The 24,106-nt window shown below is 72.7% G+C and carries 15 protein-coding genes; 4 read left to right on the top strand and 11 right to left on the bottom strand.

The genetic code is table 11. The annotated features are described in order from the left end of the window. Positions 1-14: 14 nt before the first annotated feature. Together leuS and RAN62_RS20545 are read right to left on the bottom strand one after the other, a co-directional pair. Positions 15-2,837, bottom strand: coding sequence for a leucine--tRNA ligase (leuS, locus tag RAN62_RS20550; RefSeq protein ID WP_305786316.1), 2,823 nt, complete (start codon positions 2,835-2,837; stop codon positions 15-17). 190 nt (positions 2,838-3,027) lie between these two features. Then, the gene (locus RAN62_RS20545) at positions 3,028-5,922 is read right to left on the bottom strand and encodes a M36 family metallopeptidase (protein WP_305786315.1); all 2,895 of its coding nucleotides are present in this window, start codon (positions 5,920-5,922) and stop codon (positions 3,028-3,030) included. 270 nt (positions 5,923-6,192) lie between these two features. Here RAN62_RS20545 and RAN62_RS20540 point away from each other — a divergent pair, with 270 nt between their 5' ends. From RAN62_RS20540 to RAN62_RS20530, 3 genes are read left to right on the top strand one after another with little or no spacing between them, the layout of a single operon-like run. Further along, positions 6,193-7,239, top strand: coding sequence for an AAA family ATPase (locus tag RAN62_RS20540; protein ID WP_305786314.1), 1,047 nt, complete (start codon positions 6,193-6,195; stop codon positions 7,237-7,239). Continuing rightward, positions 7,239-8,531 carry a DUF58 domain-containing protein gene (locus tag RAN62_RS20535; protein ID WP_305786313.1) on the top strand — a complete coding sequence of 431 codons (1,293 nt, stop codon included), beginning with the start codon at positions 7,239-7,241 and terminating at the stop codon, positions 8,529-8,531. The genes RAN62_RS20540 and RAN62_RS20535 overlap by 1 nt, the downstream gene beginning before the upstream one ends. A 16-nt stretch (positions 8,532-8,547) precedes the next feature. Continuing rightward, complete coding sequence (locus RAN62_RS20530) at positions 8,548-11,028, top strand: transglutaminase TgpA family protein (RefSeq protein WP_305786312.1); 2,481 nt, start codon at positions 8,548-8,550, stop codon at positions 11,026-11,028. Between the two features lie 127 nt (positions 11,029-11,155). Here RAN62_RS20530 and RAN62_RS20525 read toward each other — a convergent pair whose 3' ends face one another. After that, the gene (locus RAN62_RS20525; protein WP_305786311.1) at positions 11,156-11,716 is read right to left on the bottom strand and encodes a TetR/AcrR family transcriptional regulator; all 561 of its coding nucleotides are present in this window, start codon (positions 11,714-11,716) and stop codon (positions 11,156-11,158) included. Between the two features lie 67 nt (positions 11,717-11,783). On the opposite strand from RAN62_RS20525, the gene RAN62_RS20520 reads away from it, so the two are divergent. Beyond that, complete coding sequence (locus RAN62_RS20520) at positions 11,784-13,265, top strand: MFS transporter (RefSeq protein ID WP_305786310.1); 1,482 nt, start codon at positions 11,784-11,786, stop codon at positions 13,263-13,265. A 626-nt stretch (positions 13,266-13,891) separates the two neighbouring features. On the opposite strand, the gene RAN62_RS20515 is transcribed toward RAN62_RS20520, so the two are convergent. The 8 genes from RAN62_RS20515 to RAN62_RS20480 form a co-directional block, all read right to left on the bottom strand. Continuing rightward, positions 13,892-14,281 (bottom strand): SCO2097 family morphological protein, encoded by a 390-nt coding sequence (locus tag RAN62_RS20515; RefSeq protein WP_305786309.1) that lies wholly within the window; start codon positions 14,279-14,281, stop codon positions 13,892-13,894. Positions 14,282-14,372: 91 nt separating this feature from the next. After that, positions 14,373-15,668 carry a DNA polymerase IV gene (locus RAN62_RS20510; RefSeq protein ID WP_305786308.1) on the bottom strand — a complete coding sequence of 432 codons (1,296 nt, stop codon included), beginning with the start codon at positions 15,666-15,668 and terminating at the stop codon, positions 14,373-14,375. A 10-nt stretch (positions 15,669-15,678) separates the two neighbouring features. Continuing rightward, entirely contained in the window at positions 15,679-16,818 is a 1,140-nt protein-coding gene (locus tag RAN62_RS20505) for an alkaline phosphatase family protein (protein ID WP_305786307.1), read from the bottom strand. Next, the gene (locus RAN62_RS20500; protein WP_305786306.1) at positions 16,815-17,561 is read right to left on the bottom strand and encodes a methyltransferase domain-containing protein; all 747 of its coding nucleotides are present in this window, start codon (positions 17,559-17,561) and stop codon (positions 16,815-16,817) included. Before RAN62_RS20500 ends, RAN62_RS20505 begins: the two co-directional genes overlap by 4 nt. 72 nt (positions 17,562-17,633) lie before the next feature. Further along, positions 17,634-20,861, bottom strand: a complete 3,228-nt coding sequence (locus RAN62_RS20495) for a S8 family serine peptidase (protein ID WP_305786305.1) — start codon at positions 20,859-20,861, stop codon at positions 17,634-17,636. After that, positions 20,831-21,394 (bottom strand): hypothetical protein, encoded by a 564-nt coding sequence (locus RAN62_RS20490; RefSeq protein ID WP_305786304.1) that lies wholly within the window; start codon positions 21,392-21,394, stop codon positions 20,831-20,833. Before RAN62_RS20490 ends, RAN62_RS20495 begins: the two co-directional genes overlap by 31 nt. Then, positions 21,391-22,485 (bottom strand): tartrate dehydrogenase, encoded by a 1,095-nt coding sequence (locus tag RAN62_RS20485; protein ID WP_305786303.1) that lies wholly within the window; start codon positions 22,483-22,485, stop codon positions 21,391-21,393. Before RAN62_RS20485 ends, RAN62_RS20490 begins: the two co-directional genes overlap by 4 nt. A 1-nt stretch (position 22,486) precedes the next feature. Next, entirely contained in the window at positions 22,487-24,082 is a 1,596-nt protein-coding gene (locus tag RAN62_RS20480; RefSeq protein ID WP_305786302.1) for an SLC13 family permease, read from the bottom strand. Between the last annotated feature and the right edge of the window lie 24 nt (positions 24,083-24,106).

Raw genomic sequence — 24,106 nt, 5'->3', positions numbered from 1 at the left:
CCTTTCCCACAGAGTCAGACGACGACGCTGACCAGCTTGCCCTTGACGACGATGACCTTGCGCGGCTCACGGCCGCCCAGGGTCTCGGCGACGGCCTCCAGCGCGGCGGCGCGCACGGCGTCCTCGGCGGTGTCCGGCGCGACCTCGACGCGGCCCCGGACCTTGCCGTTGACCTGCACCGGGTACGTGACCGACTCCGCGACCAGCTGCGCCGGGTCCGCGACCGGGAAGTCCGCGTACGCCAGCGACCCCTCGTGCCCCAGCTTGCCCCACAGCTCCTCGGCGACGTGCGGGGCGAACGGCGACATCATCAGCACCAGCGGCTCGACGGCCTCGCGCGACACCGTGCTCCGCGGGGTCAGCGTGTTGGTCAGCTCGATCAGCTTGGCGATGGCCGTGTTGAAGCGCAGCTCCTCCATGTCGCCCCGGACGCCGTCGATCACCCGGTGCAGCACCCGGCGGGTCTTCGGGTCCAGCGGCTCGTCGGTGACCCGGTTGGCCCCGGTCTCCTCGTCGACCACCAGGCGCCACGCGCGCTGCAGGAAGCGCTGGGAGCCGACGACCGCGCGGGTGTCCCAGGGGCGGGACACGTCCAGCGGGCCCATCGCCATCTCGTAGACCCGGAACGTGTCGGCGCCGTAGCGCTCGGCCATCTCGTCCGGGGTCACGACGTTCTTCAGCGACTTGCCCATCTTGCCGTACTCGCGGGTGACCTCGTCGTCGCCGTGGAACCACTTGCCGTCCCGCTCGACGACCTCGTCCGCCGGCACCGCGAAGCCGCGGGCGTCCCGGAACGCGTACGCCTGGATGTAGCCCTGGTTGTACAGCTTCCGGAACGGCTCGAACGAGCTCACGTGGCCCAGGTCGAACAGCACCTTGTGCCAGAAGCGCGCGTACAGCAGGTGCAGCACCGCGTGCTCGACGCCGCCGACGTACAGGTCGACGCCGCCCGGGTCGCCCTCGCCCCGCGGGCCCATCCAGTAGGCCTCGTTCTCGGGGTCGACCAGCCGCTTGTCGTTGCGCGGGTCCAGGTAGCGCAGCTCGTACCAGCAGGAGCCGGCCCACTGCGGCATGGTGTTGGTCTCACGCGTGTACGTCCTGGGCCCGTCGCCCAGGTCCAGCACGACCTCGACCCAGTCCTTCTTGCGCGACAGCGGCGTCTCGGGCTCGCTGTCGGCGTCGTCCGGGTCGAAGGTGCGCGGCGAGAAGTCGTCCACGTCGGGCAGCTCGACGGGCAGCATGCTCTCGGGCAGCGCGATCGGCAGGCCGGTCTCGTCGTAGACGATCGGGAACGGCTCGCCCCAGTAGCGCTGCCGGCTGAACAGCCAGTCGCGCAGCCGGTACGTGGTGGCGCCCTTGCCGTGGCCCCGCTCCTCCAGCCACGAGATCATCGCGGCCTTGGCGTCCACGACGTTCTTGCCGTCCAGGAACTCGCTGTTGACCGCCACGCCGTCGCCGGTCCAGACGCCCTCGTGGCCCTCGGGCGTCGAGATCGTGCGGACGATCGGCAGGTCGAAGGTCTGCGCGAAGTCCCAGTCGCGCTCGTCGTGCCCCGGCACCGCCATGATCGCGCCGGTGCCGTAGCCGGCCAGCACGTAGTCGGCGATGAAGATCGGCACCCGCGCGCCGTTGACCGGGTTGGTCGCGTACGCGCCGGTGAAGACGCCGGTCTTGACCTTGGCGTCGGCGGTCCGCTCCTCCTCCGTCTTGGCCGCGGCCTGCGCCCGGTACGCGGCGACGGCCGCCTCGGGCGTGTCGTGCCCACCGGTCCACGCGTCCTTGACGCCCGCGGGCCACTCGGCGGGAACGATCGTGGACACCAGGTCGTGCTCGGGCGCCAGCACCATGTACGTCGCACCGAACAGCGTGTCGGGACGCGTGGTGAACACCTCGACGACGTCGTCGCCGTCCAGCGGGAAGCCGACGTGGGCGCCCCGGGACCGGCCGATCCAGTTGCGCTGCATCAGCTTGACCGGCTCGGGCCAGTCCAGCGCGTCCAGATCGTCGACCAGGCGGTCGCCGTACTCGGTGATGCGCATCATCCACTGCTTCAGCGACCGCTGGAAGACCGGGAAGTTGCCGCGCTCGCTGCGCCCGTCCGGCGTGACCTCCTCGTTGGCCAGCACGGTGCCCAGGCCGGGGCACCAGTTGACCGGCGCCTCGCTGACGTAGGCCAGCCGGTAGCCGTCGATCACCTGACGGCGCTCGACCGCGGACAGCTCGCTCCACACCCGGCCGCCCGGGACCGGCCGCGTGCCGGCCTCGAACTCCGCGATCAGCTCGTCGATCGGGCGCGCCTGGCGCCGCGCGCGGTCGAACCACGAGTTGAAGACCTGCAGGAAGATCCACTGGGTCCACCGGTAGTAGTCCGGGTCCGTGGTCGAGAACGTGCGCCGGTCGTCGTAGGCCAGGCCCAGCCGGCGCAGCTGCTGCCGGTAGCGCTCGACGTTGGCCTCGGTGGTGGTGCGCGGGTGCGTGCCGGTCTGCACGGCATATTGCTCCGCCGGCAGGCCGAACGCGTCGAAGCCCATCGGGTGCAGCACGTTGAAGCCGGTCATCCGCTTGTAGCGGGTGTAGGAGTCGGTGCCGATGTAGCCCAGCGGGTGCCCGACGTGCAGGCCCGACCCCGACGGGTACGGGAACATGTCCTGCACGTGCAGCTTCGGCGCCCCGGCCCGGGGGTGCTCCGGGTCGGCCAGGTCGCCGGCCGGGTTGGGCGCGCGGAAGGTGCCGTGCTCGGCCCAGTACGCCTGCCAGCGCGGCTCGATCTCGTTGGCCGTCGCGGCCGTGTAGCGGTACGGCGGGACGTCCGCGCCGACGTTCTCGGACTCGCTCATCGTCACCATCTCGTTCGTGTCAGCTCGCCGGTTCAAAGGACACAAAAAAGCCCCCTTCACGAGGGGGCGCCACGCCGGTCGGGGATCGACCGCGCGGCTAGCTAAGAAGCAGCGAGCTGAAAGCCATGGAGCGATAGTACTCCCCGCGCGAAGGCCCCGGCGACTGGTATGCCGCCGGGGCCTTCCTGCCTCAGGAAGCGGGCGAGCCGTAGACGGAAAGCTCCGCCGAGTCGATCCACGAGCAGCCGCTGTAGCCGAGCGAGCAGTCGAGACCGTAGTCCGCGAGCTGCGTGCCCAGCATCGTGTAGCGGATGAACGTCACCCCGGTGCCGGTCCCGGCCGCGAGCGGCACGGTGGTGGCCTGGAGCTGGTCGGGCGTGAAGTGGCCTTCGGCGGCCACGGCCCAGGTGCTGCCGTCGGCCGAGGTCTCCACCCGGTAGTCGCCCGTCGCGGCGCTGGGGTCGTCACCGCAGATGTTCGACGGGTTGATCGACAGCTCGGCGACGTTCACGGCCGCCGGGAGCCGCGTGATCATCCAGCGCGGCTCGATCGCCGTGGTGGTGCCGCCGCCGGGGCGGACCCCGTCGGAGCTCCAGCCGGTGGTCTGCCCCTGGTCGATCATCTGGTTGGTGCCGCAGCCGTACGCGTTGCCGTCCACGCCGTTGAAGCCGGTGACCGTGCCGCCGCCGCTCGACGCCGCCCAGTCCCGGCGCACCGACCAGTTCCGCGTGACGGCCTTGCCGACCTTGACCGTGGCGACCTGCTCGTCGTAGCCGCCGCCCTTGGCGTACACCTTGGGGTAGGTGCCCTGGATGATGTTGCTGATCGTGTACTTGCCGCCGGCCGTCGTGGTGGCGACGTAGCTGCCGGCGAAGCCCGAGTCGTGCCCGCCGAAGCCGACCGTCACGCCGGCGACCCCGGCCCCGGTGGCCGAGTCGGTGACCGTGCCGGTCAGCGTGCCGCGCGGCGCGTTGGCCGCCGGAGGCAGGGAGAAGTCCTCGACCGGCTCGACGTCGCTGCCGTCGACCGTGGCCGCGAAGAAGCCCATGCCCCGCTGGGCGAAGACCTTCCAGATCGCCGCGCTGTTGCGGCCGCCGTTGAGCACCCGGTCCGCCGTCAGGATCGAGTTGCGCTGGTCCAGGAAAGACGGGTCCGCCGGGGACAGCTCCATCGCCCGCGTCACCAGGGCGAGGGTCTTGCTGCTGCCGAGCGCCTTGCGCAGGTCCCAGAGGGTCTGCACCCAGATCTCGCCGTCGGCGTGCACCTCGGCGCCGCGGGTGGAGATCTTGCCCAGATCCCCGTACGTGAACCCGCCGGCACCGCTCGCCGCCCCGCCCACACACGCGGCCGCCGTGCTGCCGACCGGGCAGTCGATGGCCTCGTACCGGATGGTGTCGCCGCCGGTGATGTACTCGCCGACCTTGACGTCGCCGTCGGCCTTGGTGTCCTTGTCGATGCCCCGGCTCACCAGGTAGTCGAGCGCGTAGAAGTCGCTCCACGCCTCGCCCATCGAGCCGGACTGGTGCGAGTTGAGGGTCGAGACCCCGTCCGCGTCGACCACGAGCCGGTTGCTCAGGCCGTGCGTGTACTCGTGGTAGATGATGTCCGCCTCGTCACCGGAGTTGCCGGCGAGGAAGGGGTCGCCCGGCGTGCTCGGGTCCGGCCACAGGTACATCTGCATGATCGGCGCGATGCCGTCCGGCGGCGTGTTCATGTTGGCGTTGTCGGTGTGGTCCGGGTCCGGCAGGCCGTTCATGGTGTTCGCGCCGTCGAGCGCCTGGGCCTGCACGGCGTCGCCGCCGGCCGCCTCGAAGTTGCCGGCCGCCCGGGTGAAGCCGATCGGCCCGGCCTTGAGGTGGTCGTGGAAGTTGCTGATGTAGTAGAAGATCTGGGTCGCGTTCTGACCCAGGTTCTTCTGCCACGAGTACGGCGTCGCCGGGTCCCACGAGCACTGGTACTGCGCGGAGCACAGGCCGCCGGCGGTCGCCGTGAAGTCGGTGAAGGGGTAGTTGAAGCTCCCCTTGCCCGTCGACGGCACCTCTTCGCCCGCGTTGGCGGTGTTGTCGTCGTCGAGGTCCGCGTAGACGTGCGCGGTGGTGCCGCTGAGCGTGGTGCTGTTCTTCGGCAGCCACTTGCTCAGGTCGGTCTTCTTCTGCTTGCCGCCGACCGCCGCACCCGGGTAGTAGTCCCAGACCAGGCCGGTCGGGCTGTCGCTGTGCTCGGCCACCGTGCTCTGCCGGTAGAGGACGTCGCCGGTCCTGGCGGCCACGACGGAGACGTAACCCTCGTCGACGGCGATGACCTGCCAGGCGAGCTGCGGGCCGGTCTTCGTCTGGAACAGGACCAGCTTGGCCGTACCGTTGTCGGCGAAGGTCGTGGTCCTGACCTTGTCGGCCGCCCGCTTGGTGACCTGGGCCGTCGAGTTGCCCCGGACGTCCTTGACCGCGGCGGCGCGCGCCTTCTCCGCCGTGATGCCGGCGGTGCCCGCGCTGGTGGGCAGGGCCGCGATCGGCGAGCCGTCGACCTGCACCAACCGGCCGTCCTTGGCCACGTGCGCCTTGATGCCGTTGCCGAAGACCGCGACGCCGTCCACCGTCTGCTGGAAGCTCAGGTGGTGGGTGCCGGCGATGTCGACGTAGTCCTGGCGCAGCGTCAGGGCGTTCACCGCGGCGGCGCTCAGGCCGAAGACGTCGGTGTGCGCCTTGAGGTAGTCGCGGGCGATCCTCTCGGGCTTCTTGCGGCTGGGGCCGGTGAGGAAGCCGTCGAGCCGCGCGACGCGGCGCGGCGTCCCGGTGGCGCGGTCGATGTCGACCACGCCCTGCACGCCCAGCGAGTCCCGCAGCTTGCGGGCGCCGCTGCCCGCCTGCTCGGCCGCCTTGACGCGCTTCGCCGACTCGGTCGTGCCGAGATCGCCCTTGCCGGCATTGATGGCCGTGCGCGAGTCGTAGTTCCCGGCGTGCAGCTCCCCGGGCGCCGCCGGTTCGACAGCGGGCGCGGGGCTGGGGGCGGCCTGCGCGGCGGTGGGCAGGAGCCCGGCCAGCAGCACGACGCTCGCGCCGGCGGCCCATCCAGTGGTGAATCTCATGTACGGCCCTCCATGTGGCCACGGCTGAACGGGCTCGCGCCCGTCGATGCCCTTGATCGATTCACATGGAGACAGGGAAATCAATAAATGGGCGGTTCGTTATCGAAGCGGTATCCGTGACCGATTGACTACTAAACGCATCTCCGCTGGGCAGCCCCCTCGGCGAGTTGCTGTGACCGGGCTAACCTGTCAGGACGGGCGGCGAGCGCCCTTCGGTTTCCTTTCGGCGGCGTCGCCTAGAAAGGGGCCTGAACGACATGGAGGAGGCCCGTGACAACGCCCACCTGGGACGCGCCCGGCGGACCGCTGACGAACGACCAGTTCCGCAGCGCCAGCGACGCGATCATCGCCAACATCGAGCAGGTCATCGAGGGCAAGGGCGCGACCGTCCGGCTGGCGCTCGCCGTGCTGCTGGCCGAGGGGCACCTGCTCATCGAGGACGTGCCCGGCGTCGGCAAGACGATGCTCGCCAAGGCCCTCGCGCGCTCGATCGACTGCTCGGTGCGCCGCATCCAGTTCACCCCCGACCTGCTGCCCAGCGACGTGACCGGCGTCAGCGTCTACAACCAGGAGACGCGCGACTTCGAGTTCAAGCCGGGCGCCGTCTTCGCCAACCTGGTCGTGGGCGACGAGATCAACCGCGCCTCCCCCAAGACCCAGTCCGCCCTGCTCGAGTGCATGGAGGAGCGGCAGGTCACGGTCGACGGCACGACCTACGAGCTGCAGTCGCCCTTCATGGTCATCGCCACCCAGAACCCCATCGAGATGGAGGGGACCTATCCGCTGCCCGAGGCGCAGCGCGACCGGTTCACCGCCCGGATCGCCATGGGCTATCCCGACCCGCGGGCCGAGCTGGCCATGCTGAGCGGGCGCGCCGCGGTCAACCCGCTCGACTCGCTGCGCCCGGTCGCCGACGCCGCGCTGATCCGCCGGCTGATCGCCACGGTCCGTGACGTGCACGCCGCCGACGCCGTCCAGCAATACGCGATCGCGCTGGTCACCGCGACCCGCGAGGCCCCGGAGATCCGCCTCGGCGCGTCGCCCCGCTCGACGCTGCAGCTGCTCCGCACGGCCAAGGCGGTCGCGGCCCTCGAGGGCCGCGACTACGTGCTGCCCGACGACCTGCAGGCCCTCGCCGTGCCGGTCCTGGCCCACCGCATCATCCCGACCGCGGACGCCCAGCTCAACCGGCGCACCACGGACACCATCGTGGCCGAGATCGTGCACCGGCTCCCGCTGCCGCACGACCGCAACCGCTCGCCGTACGACACCCGGGCCCAGGGCGACGGCGGCCTCTACGAGTCCCGGGGTCGCTGATGCGCGAGGCGCTGCGCGGGCTGACGACGCGGGGCCGGTCCTTCCTGGCCGCGGCCGTGGCGGCCGGGATCTCCGCCATGATCCTGGGCGAGAAGGACCTGCTGCGGGTCGCGGTGCTGCTGGCCGCCCTCCCGCTGCTGGCCGCGGCCTATGTCGGGCGCAGCCGTTACAAGCTGGCCTGCACCCGGTCGCTCGAGCCCGGCCGCGCCCCGGTCGGCTCCAGCGCGCGGGTCGTGCTGCGCCTGCAGAATCTGTCCCGCCTGCCCACCGGCACGCTGCTGCTGGAGGACAGGCTTCCGTACGCCCTCGGCTCCCGGCCCCGCGTCGTGCTGGAGCGGCTCGGCGCCCACATGGCCAGCTCGGTGGCCTACACGGTCCGGGCCGACGTGCGGGGCCGCTATCCCGTCGGCCCGCTGGTGATCCGGCTCACCGACCCCTTCGGGCTGTGCGAGCTGACCCGCTCGTTCCCCAGCGTCGACAAGCTGACCGTGATTCCGCAGGTCGTGGCGCTGCCGGCCGTGCGTCTGGCCGGTGAATACGCGGGTACGGGCGAGAGCCGCGCCCGCTCGGTGGCCGTGCACGGCGAGGACGACGCCGCCACCCGGGAGTACCGTCGCGGTGACGACCTGCGCCGGGTGCACTGGCGGTCCACGGCCCGCACGGGCGAGCTCATGGTCCGCCGCGAGGAGCAGCCCTGGGAGTCGCGCGCCACGGTGGTGCTCGACACCCGGCTGTACGCGCACCGCGGCGAGGGTCCCACCGCCAGCTTCGAGTGGGCGGTGTCCGCGGCGGCCAGCATCGCGGTCCACCTGCGGGCCGCGGGTTACAAGCTGCGCCTGGTGACGGGCACGGGCATCGATCTCGACGCCGTCGAGGCGGGCGGCGAGGGCGCGATCCTCGACACCCTCGCCGACGTCAAGCTGACCCAGGCCGGCGACGTCTCCACGCTCGTCGAGGCGGTCCGCCGGCGCTCGGACGGCGGGCTGGTGATCGGGCTCTTCGGCGCGCTCACCGTGGCCGAGGCCGAGGTGCTCACCGGGCTGCGCAGCAACGGCGCGACCTGCCTCGGGTTCGCGATCGACAGCTCCACCTGGACGACGATGACCGGCCCCGACCGGCAGGAGGCCGACCGGCAGGCGGCGACCACGCAGCTCGCGCTGGTCCGCAGCGGCTGGCGGGCGCTGCCGGTGAAGCACGGCGACTCGCTCGCGGCGCTCTGGCCGTCCGCGGGGCGTGGCTCGCAGGGGTTCGCCTACCGCGCGGCGATGGCCGAGACCGTGGCGGGCATGTGATGACAGGAGTGACACTGTGACGGGCCGGCGACGACTGGGCCTGGTGGCCGCGGCGGCGACGCTGCTGTCGGCCGCTCCGCTGTACGCGATCTTCGACACCTGGACGTGGCTGCTGCAGGCCATGCTCGCGGTGGGTCTCGTGGCCGGGGCGGCGGTGCTCGCGCGTACCCTCCGCTTCCCGGTGTGGGCCCAGGCCGCCGGCATGGTCGCGGTGCTGCTGCTCACGCTGACCTGGATGTTCCCCAGCGGCGAGGAGTTGCTCGCGCTGATCCCCGGCCCCGGCACCTTCGCGCACTTCGGCGAGCTGTTCACCGAGGCGGGCAACGACACCCGGTCGTACGGCGTGCCGGTCCCCGACCGGGAGGGCCTGCTCTTCCTCTCCACGCTCGGCATCGGCGGGGTGGCCGTGGTGGTCGACCTGCTGACCGTGGTCGCGCGGCGCCCGGCGCTGGCCGGTCTGCCCATGCTCGCGATCTATTCGGTGCCCGTCGCCGTCTATGTCGACAGCGTGCCGGTGGTCCCCTTCATCGTCGGCGCCACCGGCTTCCTGTGGCTGCTCGTCGCCGACAATGTCGACCGGGTGCGCCGCTTCGGCCGGCGCTTCACCGGCGACGGGCGCGACGTGGACGTCTGGGAGCCGTCGCCCCTGGCCGCGGCGGGCCGCCGGCTCGCGGTCGCCGGCGTCGCGGTCGCCGTGCTGCTCCCGCTCATCGTGCCGGGCCTCGACACCGGCCTGCTCAACCGGCTCACCCAGGTGGGCACCGGCCCGGGCGGCAACGGCACGGGCAGCGGCGGCAACGGGCGCATCAACCTCGTCGCGTCGCTCAGCGGCTTCCTCAAGACCACGGCGGTCACCGACTACGTCAAGGTGCGCACCTCCGAGCCCGACCCGTTCTACCTGCGCTTCGGCATCGCCGACGTGCTGACCGAGGGCGGCTTCAGCAACCGGACGCCGACCGGGCAGCCGATCTCCCGCGGCGCGCTGACCGACCCGCGCGACGACCAGGGCAGCAACGGCGGCGACTACGAGTCCTACCGCGCCGACGTCGAGATCACGAACGACTTCGCGCAGGCGCTCGCCCCGGTCTACTCGAGCCCGGTCGACCTGGACGGCCTCGACGGCCCCTGGTCCTACGACCCGAGCGCCGGCGTCGTCTACTCCAACCGCACGACCACCCGCGGCCAGAAGTACTCGTTCGACTACGTCCGGGCCAAGTACACGCCGGCCCAGCTGCGCCGGGCGGAGCAGCTGCCCCGCGAGGACTCCCGGGTGCAGCAGCTCGCCTCGACGCCCGAGGACCCCAAGGTCGAGGACCTGGTCAGGCGGCTCACCCGGGGCCAGGACACCGAGTACGACAAGGTGCTCGCGCTGTACGAGTACTTCTCCAAGGACAACGGGTTCACGTACAGCCTGCAGGCGCCCGACGTGGACGGTGCCTCGGCGATCTCGTCCTTCCTCGACAACAAGGCCGGCTACTGCCAGCAATACGCGGCGGCGCTCGCGTGGATGGTCCGCGAGGCCGGCATCCCGGCCCGGGTGGCGTTCGGCTTCACCCGCGGCACCAAGGACGGCGACGCGTACGTCCTGACCAACCGCAACGCGCACGCCTGGACCGAGGTCTACTTCGACGGCTTCGGCTGGATCCCGTTCGACGCCACCCCGGCCGCCGACGTGGTCGGCTCGACCCGCTCGGCCTGGGCCCCGGACAACGACCGCGTCGAGGAGCCGACGGCCAGCGCCTCGGCCACCGCCGCCCCGGGCGCGACCAGCTCCGCCGCCGCCGGTGCGGCCGACCGCCCCGACCGTGACCAAGATGCGGGCCTCGCCGGCACCACCTCGACCACGACCGGCTCCGGCTTCCCGACCGGCGCCCTGATCGCGGTGGCCGTCGCGGCCCTGCTCATCGCGTTGCTGCTGGTCCCGGCCCTGCGCCGGGTCCTCGTCCGGCGCCGGCGCCACGCCGCCACCGAGCCGGTCACGGTCACCGCGGCCGCGGCGAGCCCGGGCGGCGCCCCACCGGGCGGCGCGCCGGCCGTCACCGTCACCACCGAGTCGGTCCGGGCCCGCGCGGACGCCCACGCGGCCTGGGACGAGCTGGTCGACACCATGCTCGACTACCAGGTGACGGTCGACCCGACCGAGACGCCCCGGCACACGGCCCAGCGCCTCATCCGCGAGGCCGAGCTCAAGGCCACCCCGGCCGCCGACGCCGCCGTCCTGCTGGGCAGCGCCGAGGAACGCGCGCGCTATGCCCGCAGCCCGCTGCGCGGCGACGGCCTCACCGAGGCGCTCACCATGGTCCGCAAGGGCCTCGCCGAGACGTCCGACAAGCGCACCCGCCTGCGGGCCGTGCTCCTGCCGCCGTCGGTGATGCTCCGCTGGCGGCTCGCTGTGGGCGACACGTCGTCCCGGTGGATGGGCGCGCTGAGCCGGATGCGCGACTCGGCGATCCGCTTCAGCCCGCGCCGGCTGCTGGCCAACCGCTCGGCACGCTGACGGTTCTCTCTTTTCTCCCTTTCGCCGGCGTCATCCCTCCTCGGGGTGGCGCCGGTTCGCTTCGACCCCCTTCCCCCCGGCTTGTCCGTCGCGGCGGGCTTCTCGGCCTTTCGCGGCGGGGCGGTGGTCAGGTCGGCGGTCCGTCGGCCTCGGTGAGGGCCAGGAGGAGGCGCCGGGTGTGCTCGATCTCACCGGGGTCGGCGCCGCCCTCGTACAGGCTCGCCACCGCCGCGCCGTCCGCCGCCCGCACGACGAGCAGCACCCGGTCGGGATCCAGCCCGTCGGCCTCGAACGCCTCGCGCCACCGCTCCTTGTCGCGGCGCAGCAGCTCGGCCACTCCGGGCACTCCGGCCAGCGTCGCGTACAGCGTGACGTGCTCGGGCACGCCCGTCTCCCCGAGCGTCTCGTCGAAGAGGGCGTTCACGTAGGCCCGGACCAGCCGGCCCCGGCCGTGGTCCCGCGGATCGACCTTGGCCCGGACCGCGGCCGTCCACTGCTCGACCAGGTCCTCGGCCAGCGCCAGCAGCAGCTGGTCGCGGGACTTGAAGTGGTGCAGCAGGCCGCCCTTGGAGACGCCCGCCGCCCGGGCGATCGCGTCCACGCTGGCCCCGGAGCCCTGCCGCCCGACCACCCGCGCCGCAGCGTCCAGCACGATCCGCCGCGTCCGTGCCGTGTCCCGCTCCTTCATCGTGGTGATTCTACTAACCGACCATATGGTTTGCTCTGCCGACCAGATGGTCGGTAGCGTTCGGAGCATGACGTCCACCCGCAAGGCCGCCCTGCTCGCCGCGCTCACCCTGGCGGTGACCCTGCTGGCGGTCGACGGCACGGTGCTCGCCCTGGCCATGCCGGCCCTCACCACTGACCTCGGCGCCTCGGCCACCCAGGTGCTGTGGATCGGCGACGTCTACTCGTTCGCCCTCGCCGGCCTGCTCATCAGCATGGGCACGCTCGCCGACCGGATCGGCCGCCGGCGCCTGCTCCTCCTCGGCGCCACCGGCTTCGGGGCCGCCTCCGTGCTGGCCGCCCTGGCTCCGAGCGCCGGCTGGCTGATCGCCGCGCGCGTCCTGCTGGGCGTGGCCGGGGCGACCCTGATGCCGTCGACGCTGTCGATCGTGCGCAACGTCTTCACCGAGCCGGCCGAGCGCACCCGGGCCATCGCCATCTGGTCGGCGGGCACCGCGGGCGGCGCCGCCCTGGGCCCACTGATCGGCGGCGCACTGCTGGAGCATTACTGGTGGGGATCGGTGTTCCTGATCAACGTACCGGTGATGCTGTTGGTCCTGGCCGGTGTCGCCACCCTCGTGCCGGAGTCCCGCAACCCCTCCCCCGGCCGCTTCGACCCCCTGAGCGCCGTGCTGTCGGTGGCCGCGGTCGTGCCGCTGGTGTGGGCCGTCAAGCACACCGACTCCGCGTTCGCCCTGGTCGCCGTCGTGATCGGCGGGGCCGCCGGGGTGTGGTTCGTGCGCCGCCAGCGAACCCTGCGCACGCCCCTCGTGGACATCACGCTCTTCGCCCGTCCGGCCTTCGCGGGCACCGTCCTGGTGTCGTTGATCGCCATCTTCGCCTTCAGCGGCCTGCTGTTCTTCTTCTCGCAGTACCTGCAGCTGGTCCGCGGCTACTCCCCGCTGCGCGCCGGCCTGTGGGAGCTCCCCGCCACGATCGCCTCCATGCTCGTGGCCGTCGTCGCCGCCCGCGTCATCCTCCGCCTCGGCGTGGGCCGCACCCTCGCCGCCGCCCTCCTCGTGACCGCCGCGGGCTTCGCCGTCCTGGCGGTCGCCGAGGGCGCCACCGGCTACGCCGCGCTGGCCACCGCCCTCGTCCTCATCGGCGCGGGCATCGGCATCACCTTCACCGCCGCCACCGACGCCGTCCTGAGCACCGTCCCCCGCGAACGCGCGGGCGCGGCGTCGGCCATCTCCGAGATGTCGTACGAACTGGGCGTCGCCCTCGGCATCGCCCTGCTGGGAACGCTGCAGACCACGCTCTACCGCGCCGGGCTGCCCGACCTCTCGGCGCTGAGCGTCACCACCCGGTCCGCCGTCGCCGACTCGCTGGCCGCCGCGTCCCAGGCCCTCGCCGGCACCGGCGCCACCGGGTCCGCGATCCTGGCCGCCGCCCGGGACGCCTTCGCCCACGGCATGCAGGTGACCTCGATGATTGCCGCCGCCCTCCTCCTGCTGTCCGGCGCGATCGCCTGGAAGGTCATCCCGTCCCGCCCGCACCTGGACCGCTGACCACCCGCGGACCTGACCCGCCCGGGCCGCCCGCGATCACCATCCGCACGATGTCCCGTTCAGCCCGAATCACCGAAAGCCCGCCAAAAGGTCGCTATGGCCGCCCTGTCGATCAGCCGGCGCCGCGCAGAAAGCCCGGCCAGCGGCAGCCGCCAGTCGGCGCGGCAAGGCGCAGAAAGCCGGCAGGTGGCGACGAACGGGCGGCGCGGCGCCTGGAAGCGTGGCAGGCGACGGACGGGCGGCTGGCGCGGCGCAGGCAACCGGGGCGAGGCGGGTGGAGGCAGGCGGGGCGAGGCGGAGGCAGGCGGGGCGGCCGACGGCGCGCAGACGTCCAAGGCCGTCAGCAGCGCGGGCGCCAAGGGCAACCGGCAAGCAGCCGCCGACGCGAAGCTCAGTGATCAGCAACAACGCCCACGGCCGCCAACGGGTGGTCAGCGGCCGGCACCAACGCACCTGGCCGCCGACGACGAAGTTAGCGGCCGGCAGCAACGCAAGCGGCCGCCGACGATGAAGTCAGCGGCCGGCAGCAACGCATACGGCCGCCGACGACGGGATCAGCGGCCGGCGACAGGCGCGAGGCCGCCGACGAAAACGTCAGCGGCCGGCGGGAGCCCGGGGCGGGCGGGTCAGCGGTGCCCCTCGGGCCGCTGGCGCCAGCGGTCCTCGAGGCGGTCGATGAGCCCGCCGCGGCGGGGCTGGCGGGTGCGGCGGGAGGCGGTGCCGCCGACGGCGTGGAGGTCGGCGGGGGCGTTGCCCTTGCGACGGCTCTGGACGGCGAAGGCCGCGGCCGCGAGCATGACGACGAAGCCACCGACGCCGAGCAGCGTGCTGCCGATCATCACGGCCAGAACCAGTAGCGCGAGACCCACCACGACCCCGAACCCGGCGACGACGAATCGACGGCGGGCGTGGAAGCGCGGGTCACTGTTGCGCACAGCCGAGGCGAACTTGGGGTCCTCGGCAAGCGACCGCTCGATCTGATCGAACAGCCGCTGCTCGTGCTCCGAGAGCGGCACGACATTCCTCCCCGGGCGCAAGTCCCGGCCCCCGGCGGAGTCGCAGGCGGCCGATGAAGCGAGACAGCCGTCCGGCTGCCTTGGAGCAAGTCTACGAGGGGGTGGGCGGGTCGGAAAGCGGGACGACCGTCGAGTGCGGGTGATTTTCGGTTACGCGGCGCCCGGATCGGCCCAGAAGACTGGCCGGACCGACGACGGAACGCCCGAAGCGGGCCGCCACGGCGTCCGCGGCGGCCTCCGCCTCGCGCCAGCCGCGCTCGGGCTCACCCAGCGTGAGCTGGCGCGGAGCACCCGCCGCGGCGGTGAGGCCCTCGACCCGGACGCCCACGAGCCGGATCGGGTCGGCCGGGCGCAGCGCCTCGAAGAGACTCCACGACATCTCGAAGATCTCGCGGGCCACATCGGTGGTCGCCGGCAGGGTGCGGGAGCGGTTGACCGTGCGGAAGTCGTCGAGCCGGACCTTGATCGTGATCGTGCGGCCGGCGACCCCGGCGGCGCGCAGGCGGGCGCCGACCTTCTCGCTCAGGCCGAGGAGGCTGCGCCGGATCACGGCCGGGTCGGTGACGTCGACGTCATAGGTGTGCTCGGCGCCGATCGACTTCTCCTCGTGCTCGGGCACGACCTTGCGCGGGTCGCGCCCCCAGGACAGCTCGTGCAGGTGGGCGGCGGCGGCCTCGCCCAGGCTGCCGCGCAGCATCCGGATCGGCGCCCGGGCCAGGTCGCCGACGGTGGCGAGGCCGAGGCGCTGGAGCCGCTCGGCGCTCTTGTCCCCGACGCCCCACAGCGCGCCGACCGGCAGCGGGTGCAGGAAGTCGAGCACCTCGCCCGCCGGGACGACGATCATGCCGTCGGGCTTGGCCCGGGTGGAGCCGAGCTTGGCCACGAACTTGCTCGGCGCGACGCCCACCGAGCAGGTCAGCCGCTGCTGCTCGAGGATCCGGCGGCGGATGCCGGCCGCGATGACCGCGGGCCGCCCGAGCAGCCGCTGCGCGCCGGCGACGTCGAGGAACGCCTCGTCCAGCGACAACGGCTCGACCAGCGGCGTCACGTCACGGAAGATCTTCATGACCGCGCGCGACGCGGCCGTGTATTCGGCGAAGTCGGGCTCGAGATAGACCGCCCGCGGGCACAGCGACCGGGCCCGCGCCATGGGCATCGCGCTGCGCACCCCGTAGCGCCGGGCCTCGTAGCTGGCCGAGCTCACCACCCCGCGCGGCCCGAGCCCGCCGACCACGACCGGCTTGCCGCGCAGCTCGGGGCGCCGCCGCACCTCGACCGAGCAGTAGAAGGCATCCATGTCGACGTGCAGGATGGTGCACCCCGCGTCGTCGGCCTCCGGCCCGAACCGCGGGTCGAACCCCTGCCCGATCGCCTGACTTCGTCCCACGCCGGAAACCCTAGGCCGGGGGTACGACAGAAATCAGCAGCGGCACCGTCATCTCCGCCGCGGTCACCGACCCGTGATAGGCCACGAGCTTGCCGACCGACGGCGGCTCCCAGTCCCGGGCGGTCAGCACGATGTCGTCGACGCAGAGCACCACGACGTCCCCGATCCGCCCGGCATGCGCCGCCGGAACAGATCCGAAAAGTCCAGAATAAACGGCTTCGTCCCGCAGCAGCACCCGCACCGACGACCCCAACGCGGACCGGAAAGCCGCCGCCACCCGAGAAGCAGCCCCAGGTGCCGTGTGCAGATATCGAACCCGCGGTTCCCCGGCCACCCCCACCAGCCCAGGAGGCGATATGTCGGAAATGTCAGGACGAGCAGTGAACGGAATGTTCACCTGACCATGATCAGCGGTGATCAGCAGCGCCGACCGAGGCGGCAACCCGGAGATCAGTCGCGACACCAATTCCTCGAGTGCCGCCGCCGCGGAAACCCATTCCGGAGACCCGACCCCGGTCCCGTGCCCGTGATGGTCCAGGTCGGGGTGATAGCCGTAGACCAGCCCCGGCGCCGACAACGCCGCGAGCATCGCCTCGGCCAGGGACGGCACGTCGGTCGCCCCGGAGAACGAGGCGCCGCGGTAACAAGCGACCGTGAGACCCGTACCCCGGAAGGAAGGCCGTGTGACCAGTGTCGCGCCGGCCCCCGCGGCCCGTACCCGCTCGAACCAGGTCGGCACCGGCTGCCACGCGAGCGGATCGGGGTGGTGGCCCCACTGGATGTGGTTGAGCACCTCGCCCGACGGCTGCCGGACGGTGAAGCCGAGGATCCCGTGCTCGCCGGGCGGCACGCCGGTCCCGATCGTGGCCAGGCTCACCGGCGTCGTGGAGGGAAAGCCGGAGGTGATCGTCCGGTCACCCATCTGCCCGAGGATCGGTGCGTGCTCCCGGACCGCCGCCAGCTGGTACGCCCCCAGCCCGTCCACCAGCAGCACAGCGACCCGATCGACGTCGCCCAGCGCCGTCCCGAGCCCGAGCGAGTCGACCGCGCCGGGCACCCCGAGCACCGCCGCCACGCTGGGCAGCACTTCCGCGAGACTCCCGCGCCCGTAAGCGGGCCGCACCAGGCCCGGCTGATCGAAAAGAGTCACGGGCGACGGGCGAAGACGTGCAGCTGCGACGCGATGTCCCGGAACGGCGGCCGGGACGACAGGGCCAGCTCCAGCTCCACCATCGCCTGCGGGTCCTCCTCGGTGACCGCGGCGGGCAGCAGGTCGGCCAGCACCCGGACGCCGTGGGTCTCCTCGACCGTCAGACCCGCCGCCCCGAGCAGCTCCGCGGCACTCCGCGCGTCGTAACGCCGGCGCAGCGTGTCCCGCCGCCCGGCCCGCCCCTCGGGATCGTCGAGCAGCGCGGACGCCGAGGCCAGGTGCCCGTTGAACGCCCGGTTGAGCACCGCGGCGGCCCGCCCGGGCACGAGCAGGCTGACCGCTCCCCCGGGCCGCAGCGCCGTGGTGATCGCGCGGACCACGCCGGCCGGGTCGTCGACCACTTCGAGCACGGCGTGGCAGAGGATGAGGTCGACGCTGCCCGGCGACACGAGCCCGGCGAGCGCGTCGCCGTCGCCCTGCACCGCGTGCACCCGCTTGGCCACGCCCGCGTCGGCGGCCCGGCGGGTCAGGGCGGCCAGCGCGTCGGGGCTGGCGTCGACGACGGTGACGGTGTGGCCCAGCTCGGCCAGCGGCACGGCGAACCCGCCGGTCCCGCCGCCGACGTCGAGCACGGTCAGCTCGCGGCCGGGCTGCCGGTCCAGCTCCCGGCGCAGCACCGCCCAGACGGCGGCCGTGCGCACGGTGACGGGCGGTCGGGGGGTACGCGTCGATGCGGTGTCCACCGTCGCAGCGTAACGGCCGGGCGCGGGAGAGGGGCGGCGAGCCGGAGCCCGCCGCCCCTGGGCACCACCCGATCAACCGATCGAGTACGCCCTGATCACACTCTGCTCAGCGGTACCCGCCGCCGTCACGGCCGTCGCCCGCAGCGACACGAATCCCGGACCCGCGGGATGCCGGATCACGGCCGCCCGGTGCACCCCGGAACCCGTCACGGGCACGGCCTTCCACGTGGCGCCGTCGTCGTACGAGACGTCGACAGTGACCTTCCGCACCGCTGCCGGCACCTGCTGGTCGATGTGGACGGGAACCCGGAGAGTCCCGGAGGCCCGGTTGTGATCATCGAGCGCGGGATCGAACCGGATCGTCGAGATCGGCACCTGCGCGGCATCGTGCGCGGGATCGTCACCCGGGACAGTGGCAGACCGGAACGTCCACGAGCCGGTCACCGAGGTCGACAACGTGTGCGGCGCCCCGCGCGACGCGGTGGCCTCCAGCCGGTAGGTCGCCGGCTCGGGCGGCACAGCGAACTCGCCCCACACGGCCGCGTTCTCCCCGATCAACGTGTCGCCCCGGTAGAGCGCCGTCCGCGCCGACGTCACCACCGAACCACCGGCATGCCCCGAGCCCTCGCTGAAGAGCCGGATCGCCGCGAACACGGTGTCACCGAACCGGACCACGTAGTCGAACGGATACTGCGGCCCGACCACGCTCGGGCCGAAGACGGCCTTGTTCCACACCTCCCGGTACGTCTGCCCGGCCCGCAGCGTCCGCGGCGGTGCCTGAGCCCAGCTCACGTCGGTCGGGAAGTCCTCCGGGGAGGCGGCCGGGATGCTCTGGTAGAACTGCGACTGCCACTGCCCGCCGTCGGTGTTGACGTGCTCGGTCCGCCGGAACGGCAGGTCGAACGGTGTGAAGACGGCCCAGAAGCCGGCCCCGTCGAGGGTGCCGATGTTCGCCTTGGCGCCCTCCGTCCCCGGCGCCTCGGCGTTGTACTGCGCCTTGATCGTCGCCATGTCCCGGGCCCGGACGGTCTTGCTGAGCCCGGTGTACATCCGGCCCTTCCGGAACCACGCGAAGTCCCAGATCTCGGGGCTGTTCCGTCCGGACCCCCGCGCGAAGGACGCCGCGATCGTGGCGGTGAAGATGTCGAGCGGCGCGGCCGGAGCGATCTGCCCGGTGTAGAGCGCGTGGGCCTCGTCACCGAGCGTCCCGGCGCCGACGCCCCACTCGTCGCTGAGCCATTCAGCGGAGGCGGCGAGCATGGTGTTCACCGCATCGGCCCGCGGCGGGGTCACCCGCACCCGGCCGGCCTTACGCGCGTCGATGCGGACCGGGTCCGCGTCGTCGACGACGAGCAGCGGCTGCGCGAGCAGCGCCGAGGAATCCGAGCTGTCGACGAAGGAGTAGACGCCGTAGTCGCCCACGGGCAGCCGGACGGTGCCGCCGGCCCCGCCGATCTCGAAGAACCGCAGTGTCTCCTGATCGAAGAACACGGTGTACGCCGACTCGGCCGGCACGCCGTCGCGACCGGTGACCGTGACGGGCACGTCATAGCTCTCCGGCTCGACATAGACACCGACCGGCGCCACGACCCGCAGCCCGCCGGGACCGGTCGCGGTCAGATAACCACCCCGGTACGTCTCCGGCGACTCGACGCTCGTGTCGGACGTGACGGTCGTCGTGGCGGTGCCCCCGGCCGGCACGGTCAGCGTCGACGGCCCGGTGAGCGAGAACAGCGCCGGGGCGTCGAGCGACAGCGTCAACGTGACAGCCGCGGCGCCGTCGTTGCGGTAGGTGACGGTCTTCGTCTCGGGCTGGTCGTCGCCGTGGGGCCACTGCCCGCCGGTGAAGCCGAGCGTGCCCTCGTCGACGGCGACCTCCTGGGTGATCGCCCGGGCCACGTCGACCCGGCCGGCGCCCTGCCCCTCGACCTCCGCGCCCGGCGTGGGCTTCGCGGCTCCCATGAGGACGGTCTTGCGCTGCTGCGGCGTCCAGTCCGGGTGCTGCTGGGTGAGGATCGCGGCGGAACCGGCGACGTGCGGGGCCGCCATGGACGTCCCGGAAAGGCTGGAGTAGCCCTCGACCGGCGCCGGACCGCCGATCCGGTCGTGCGCCGCGCGGGCCGCGACGATGTCGACACCGGGCGCGGAGATCTCCGGCTTGAGGAAGTTGTCGCCGACCCGCGGGCCCCGGCTGGAGAAGTTCGCCAGCTGGTCGTCGCGGTCGACCGCGGCCACGGCCAGCGCGGCGTCGGCACTCGCCGGGGAGCTGAGGGTCTGATAGCCACCGGCGTTGCCCGCGGAGATGACGAACAGGGTGCCGTACTGCTGGGTCAGCTCGCCGACCGCGGCCTCGAGCGGGTCGATCTCGGGGGTGTCCCCACCGCCGAGGCTCATGTTGATGACGGGCGCGCGGCTCGCGGCCCACTCCATGCCGGCCAGGATGGCGGAGTCCTCGCAGTACTCGGTGCCGCAGACCTTGCCGATCACCAGCTTCGCGCCCGGGGCGACGCCCTTGTAACGCCCGCCCGACGCGGCGCCGGTGCCGGCGATGGTCGAGGCGACATGCGTCCCGTGGCCCACCTCGTCGTCGGTGCTCGCCGTGTCGGTGAAGTTCTGCGACTCCGCGATCTGCCCCGCGAAGTCGGGGTGCGTGGCGTCGATGCCGGTGTCGAGCACAGCCACCTTGACGCCGGTGCCGTCCAGGCCGGCCTGCCACGCCGCGGGCGCCCCGATCTGCGGCACGCTGCGGTCGAGGTTGACGCGGCGCTTGCCGTCGAGCCAGACGCGGTCGACGCCGGCGCGCAACGTGCGGGCGGCGTCCGTACCCGTGGTCAATGACTTCCAGAGGTCCGCCCGGCCGGCGGCGTTCGCCCGGACCGCAAGCATGCCGACCTTGGTCAGCTCGCGCGTGACCCGGGTGCCTGCGACGCCGGTCGCGGTGCGGGCCTGGGCACTCTTGCTCTTCGGGTACGCCACCAGCAGCGGCAGCTCCGTCGCATCGGTCAGCGGGTCGAGCGCGAAGAGCCGGGGGTCGAGCCGCCCCGACCGCAGCAGCGGCAACGCGTCCACGGGGATGACCGACCGGCCCGCGGGCGTGGACGTGCTGAGGAAGCGCATCCCCTCGCGTCCCGCCGCGGGCACCACGGATACGGTCTTGTCACTGTGGACGGTCACCCGATCGCCCGTGATCAGGATGCGGTCGCTCGTGACCCGGACCGGCGCCGGAGCGGCCGCCGGAGTGTCGGTGACGGCAGCCGCCGCCGGCGCGCTCACCGAAGCCGCGGCCGCAGTGACGCACACTGCCAGAACAGATATTCGTCGCACGTGCCCTCCCCCGTCCGGCGAGGCATCTCCCCGCCACCGATCGACACTGGCAAATATGTGACGTGTCGCACCCAGGTGCGACGGATTTCCGACAGCAGCGATCCGTCCGTCCCGGCGATCACCCGAACCCGTACGCCCGGATGACACGCTGCGTCGCGGTCCCCGCCGCCGTCGATGTTGACGTGCTCGGGCCGCCGGAACGGCAGATCGAAGGCCGGGAAAACGGCGAAGCCACCGGCGCCGTCGAGCTGACTGACATTGCCCTTGCCGCCCTCAGTGCCGGGCGCCTCGGCGAGACAGCGCGCCCTGATCGTCGCCGTGTCCCGGGCGCGGACGGTCTTCGTCAGCCCGGTGTCGGTCCCGCCTTTCCGATACCACGCGAAATCCCAAAGCTCCGGGCTGTTCCGGCCGGGCGTGGCCGTCTCGTCGACGCGTTCGGCCCGGCGCCGCTCACCGGCGCGACGGCGGGGCAGATGGTGGCCAGCTCTCTTGTGGACCAAACCGCTCACCGCACCGGCGGCCGGCCGGCCGCGCGACCTATTTCGGACACGAGGGCACGCACGACCGTGCCGGTGTCCGCCGTCCCGCCCAGGTCGGCGGTCCGGGTGTCCGGCCCGGCGAGCGTGGTCTCGATGGCCGCCAGCACGTCCGCCGCCGCGTCCGCGTGGCCGAGGTGCTCGAGCATCAGCGCGGCCGACCAGACCGCGCCGACCGGGTTGGCGATGCCCTTGCCCGCGATGTCGGGCGCCGACCCGTGCACCGGCTCGAACATGGACGGCCCGGCCCGCGTCGGGTCGAGGTTGGCCGACGGCGCGATGCCGATGCTGCCGGCCACCGCGGCGGCCAGATCGCTGAGAATGTCGCCGAAAAGATTGGACGCCACGATGACGTCGAACCGCTCCGGCTGCAGGACGAGCTTCGCGGCCAGGGCGTCGATGTGCTCGGCGTCCCAGCGCACGTCCGGGTGGGCGGCCGCGCGCTGGGCCACGACCTCGTCCCAGAACGGCATGGTGTGCACGATGCCGTTGGACTTGGTGGCCGACGTCACGTAGGAGCGACGGGTGCGCGCCAGCCCGAACGCGAAGTCGGCGATCCGCGACACCCCGGCCCGGCTGAACACCGACTCCTGCACGGCGAACTCGTCCGGGAAGCCTCGGTTCATCCGGCCGCCGACCTCGCTGTATTCGCCCTCGACATTTTCGCGCACCACCACGAAGTCGGCGACCGCGTCGCGCACCGGGCTCACCAGGCCGGCGAACGTGCGGATCGGCCGCAGGTTGACGAACTGGCGGAACGTGCGCCGGATCGGGATCAGCAGACCCCAGAGCGAGACGTGGTCGGGGACGCCCGGCCAGCCCACCGCCCCGAGCAGGATCGCGTCGTAGCGCCGCAGCGTCTCCAGCCCGTCGGACGGCATCATCGCGCCGTGCTCGGCATAGCGGCGGCACGACCAGTCGAACTCGTCGTAGGCCAGGCCGAGCTCGTGCTTGGCGGCCACCGCGTCGAGCACCTCCCGCGCCGCCGCGGTGACCTCGACGCCGATCCCGTCGCCGGGGATCACCGCGATCCGCGCCACGCCGGCCGCTGGGTCAGCCGCCATGTCAGCCGCCCAGCCCGACGAGGGCCACCATGAGCGGCAGCAGCAGGAGGATCAGCGCGGCGCCGAGCACGTCGAAGGACGCCCCGGACCGGATCATCGTGGTGATCGGCACGGCGCCGGAGCCGTAGACCACGGCATTCTGCGGCGTGGAGACCGGCAGCATGAAGCCGAAGGACGCGGCGAAGGTCGCGGCCAGCGCCGGCACCAGCGGGTCGATCCCGGTGGCGGCCGCGATCGGGATGATGATGGGCACGACCACCGCGGCCGAGGCCGTGTTGCTGGTGGTCTCGGAGATCAGGATGGCCAGCAGGACCGCGAAGGCCGTGACCGCGAAGGTGCTGGAGAGCCCGAGCACGTCGGCGCTGGACTTGCCGATCCGCTCGGCCAGCCCGGTGTCGGCCAGCAGCGAGCCGAAGATGATGCCGGTGCCGAAGAGCAGGATCGTGCCCCAGTCGATGCGCGCGGCGTCGCTCCAGTCCAGCGTGAACTTGCGCTCGCCCCAGGCCGTCGGCAGCAGGAAGAGCAGCGAGGCGCCGAGCACCGCCACGATGCCCTCGTTGAGGCGGCCGCTGACCGTGTCGTAGGCCGCCGAGTCACTGCCCGCGATCAGCGCGACGATGCCCGGGGTGATCCAGAGGGCGACGGTGACGGCGAAGGCGACGAGGGTGTTGCGCTCCGCGCGCGACATCGGGCCCAGCTTCGCCCGCTCGGCGGCGACGTATTCCTCGACGCCGTCGATGCGCCTGATCTCCGGCTTGTTGAGCAGCAGCAGGACCACGGCCAGCACGACGAACATGGCCAGGCAGATCGGCGCCGCCACGGCCGACCACTCCGCGAACGAGATGCGCTCACCGGTCGCCTCCTCGATCAGGCCCCGCCCGATGAGGTTGGGCGGGCTGCCGACCGGCGTCAGGAGCCCGCCGACGCTGGCCCCGTACGCGAGCATGAGCAGCAACGCCGCGCCCACCCGCAGCCGCGTCGGGTCGAAGGCGCCGGCGACGTGGCCGCGCTCCTGCAGCAGCTTGGCGATGACGGTGAGGATGCCGAGCGCGGTCGGCAGGAGCATCGCGACGGTGGCGGTGTTGGAGACGAAGGCGGACAGGCAGCAGGTGATGACGCCGAAGGCGATGATCACCCGGGTGGTGGAGCGGCCGACGCCCGGCACCGACAGCAGCCGGAACGCGAAGCGCCGGGCCAGGCCGTGCTTGAGCATCGCCTGCGCGAGGATGAACGCGCCGATGAACGTGAAGACGGTGGACGAGCCGAAGGGCGCCAGCACGTCGGCCGCCGGCGCCACCCCGAGCAGGACGATCAGCGCGACCCCGATCAGGCCGCCGACCGGGATCGGGACGGGCTCGGTGACCCACGCGACGATGACGCCGAGCAGGATGCCGGCCAGGGTCTGCTCGCTGGGCGGCAGGTCCAGCGGCAGGGCGAGGAAGACGAGGGTCACGAGCGGGGCGAGGACGAAGCCCGCCGTGCGCCGGGCTCGCTCGAAGCGCTCCTCCTGCGGCGAGAGACGCTGCTCGCCGAGGCTGCGATAGGTGGTGCCGCCGAGCAGCGCCTGCTCGACGTCGGTCCGCTCCGTTGTGGACATGCATCGATGCTAGGAGCCGGCCCC

Source organism: Symbioplanes lichenis (genome assembly GCF_030709675.1).
GTDB classification, from domain to species: domain Bacteria; phylum Actinomycetota; class Actinomycetes; order Mycobacteriales; family Micromonosporaceae; genus Actinoplanes; species Actinoplanes lichenis.
The sequence above is the reverse complement of the archived record's forward strand: the minus strand, read 5'-3'. Positions and strand labels throughout refer to the sequence as shown.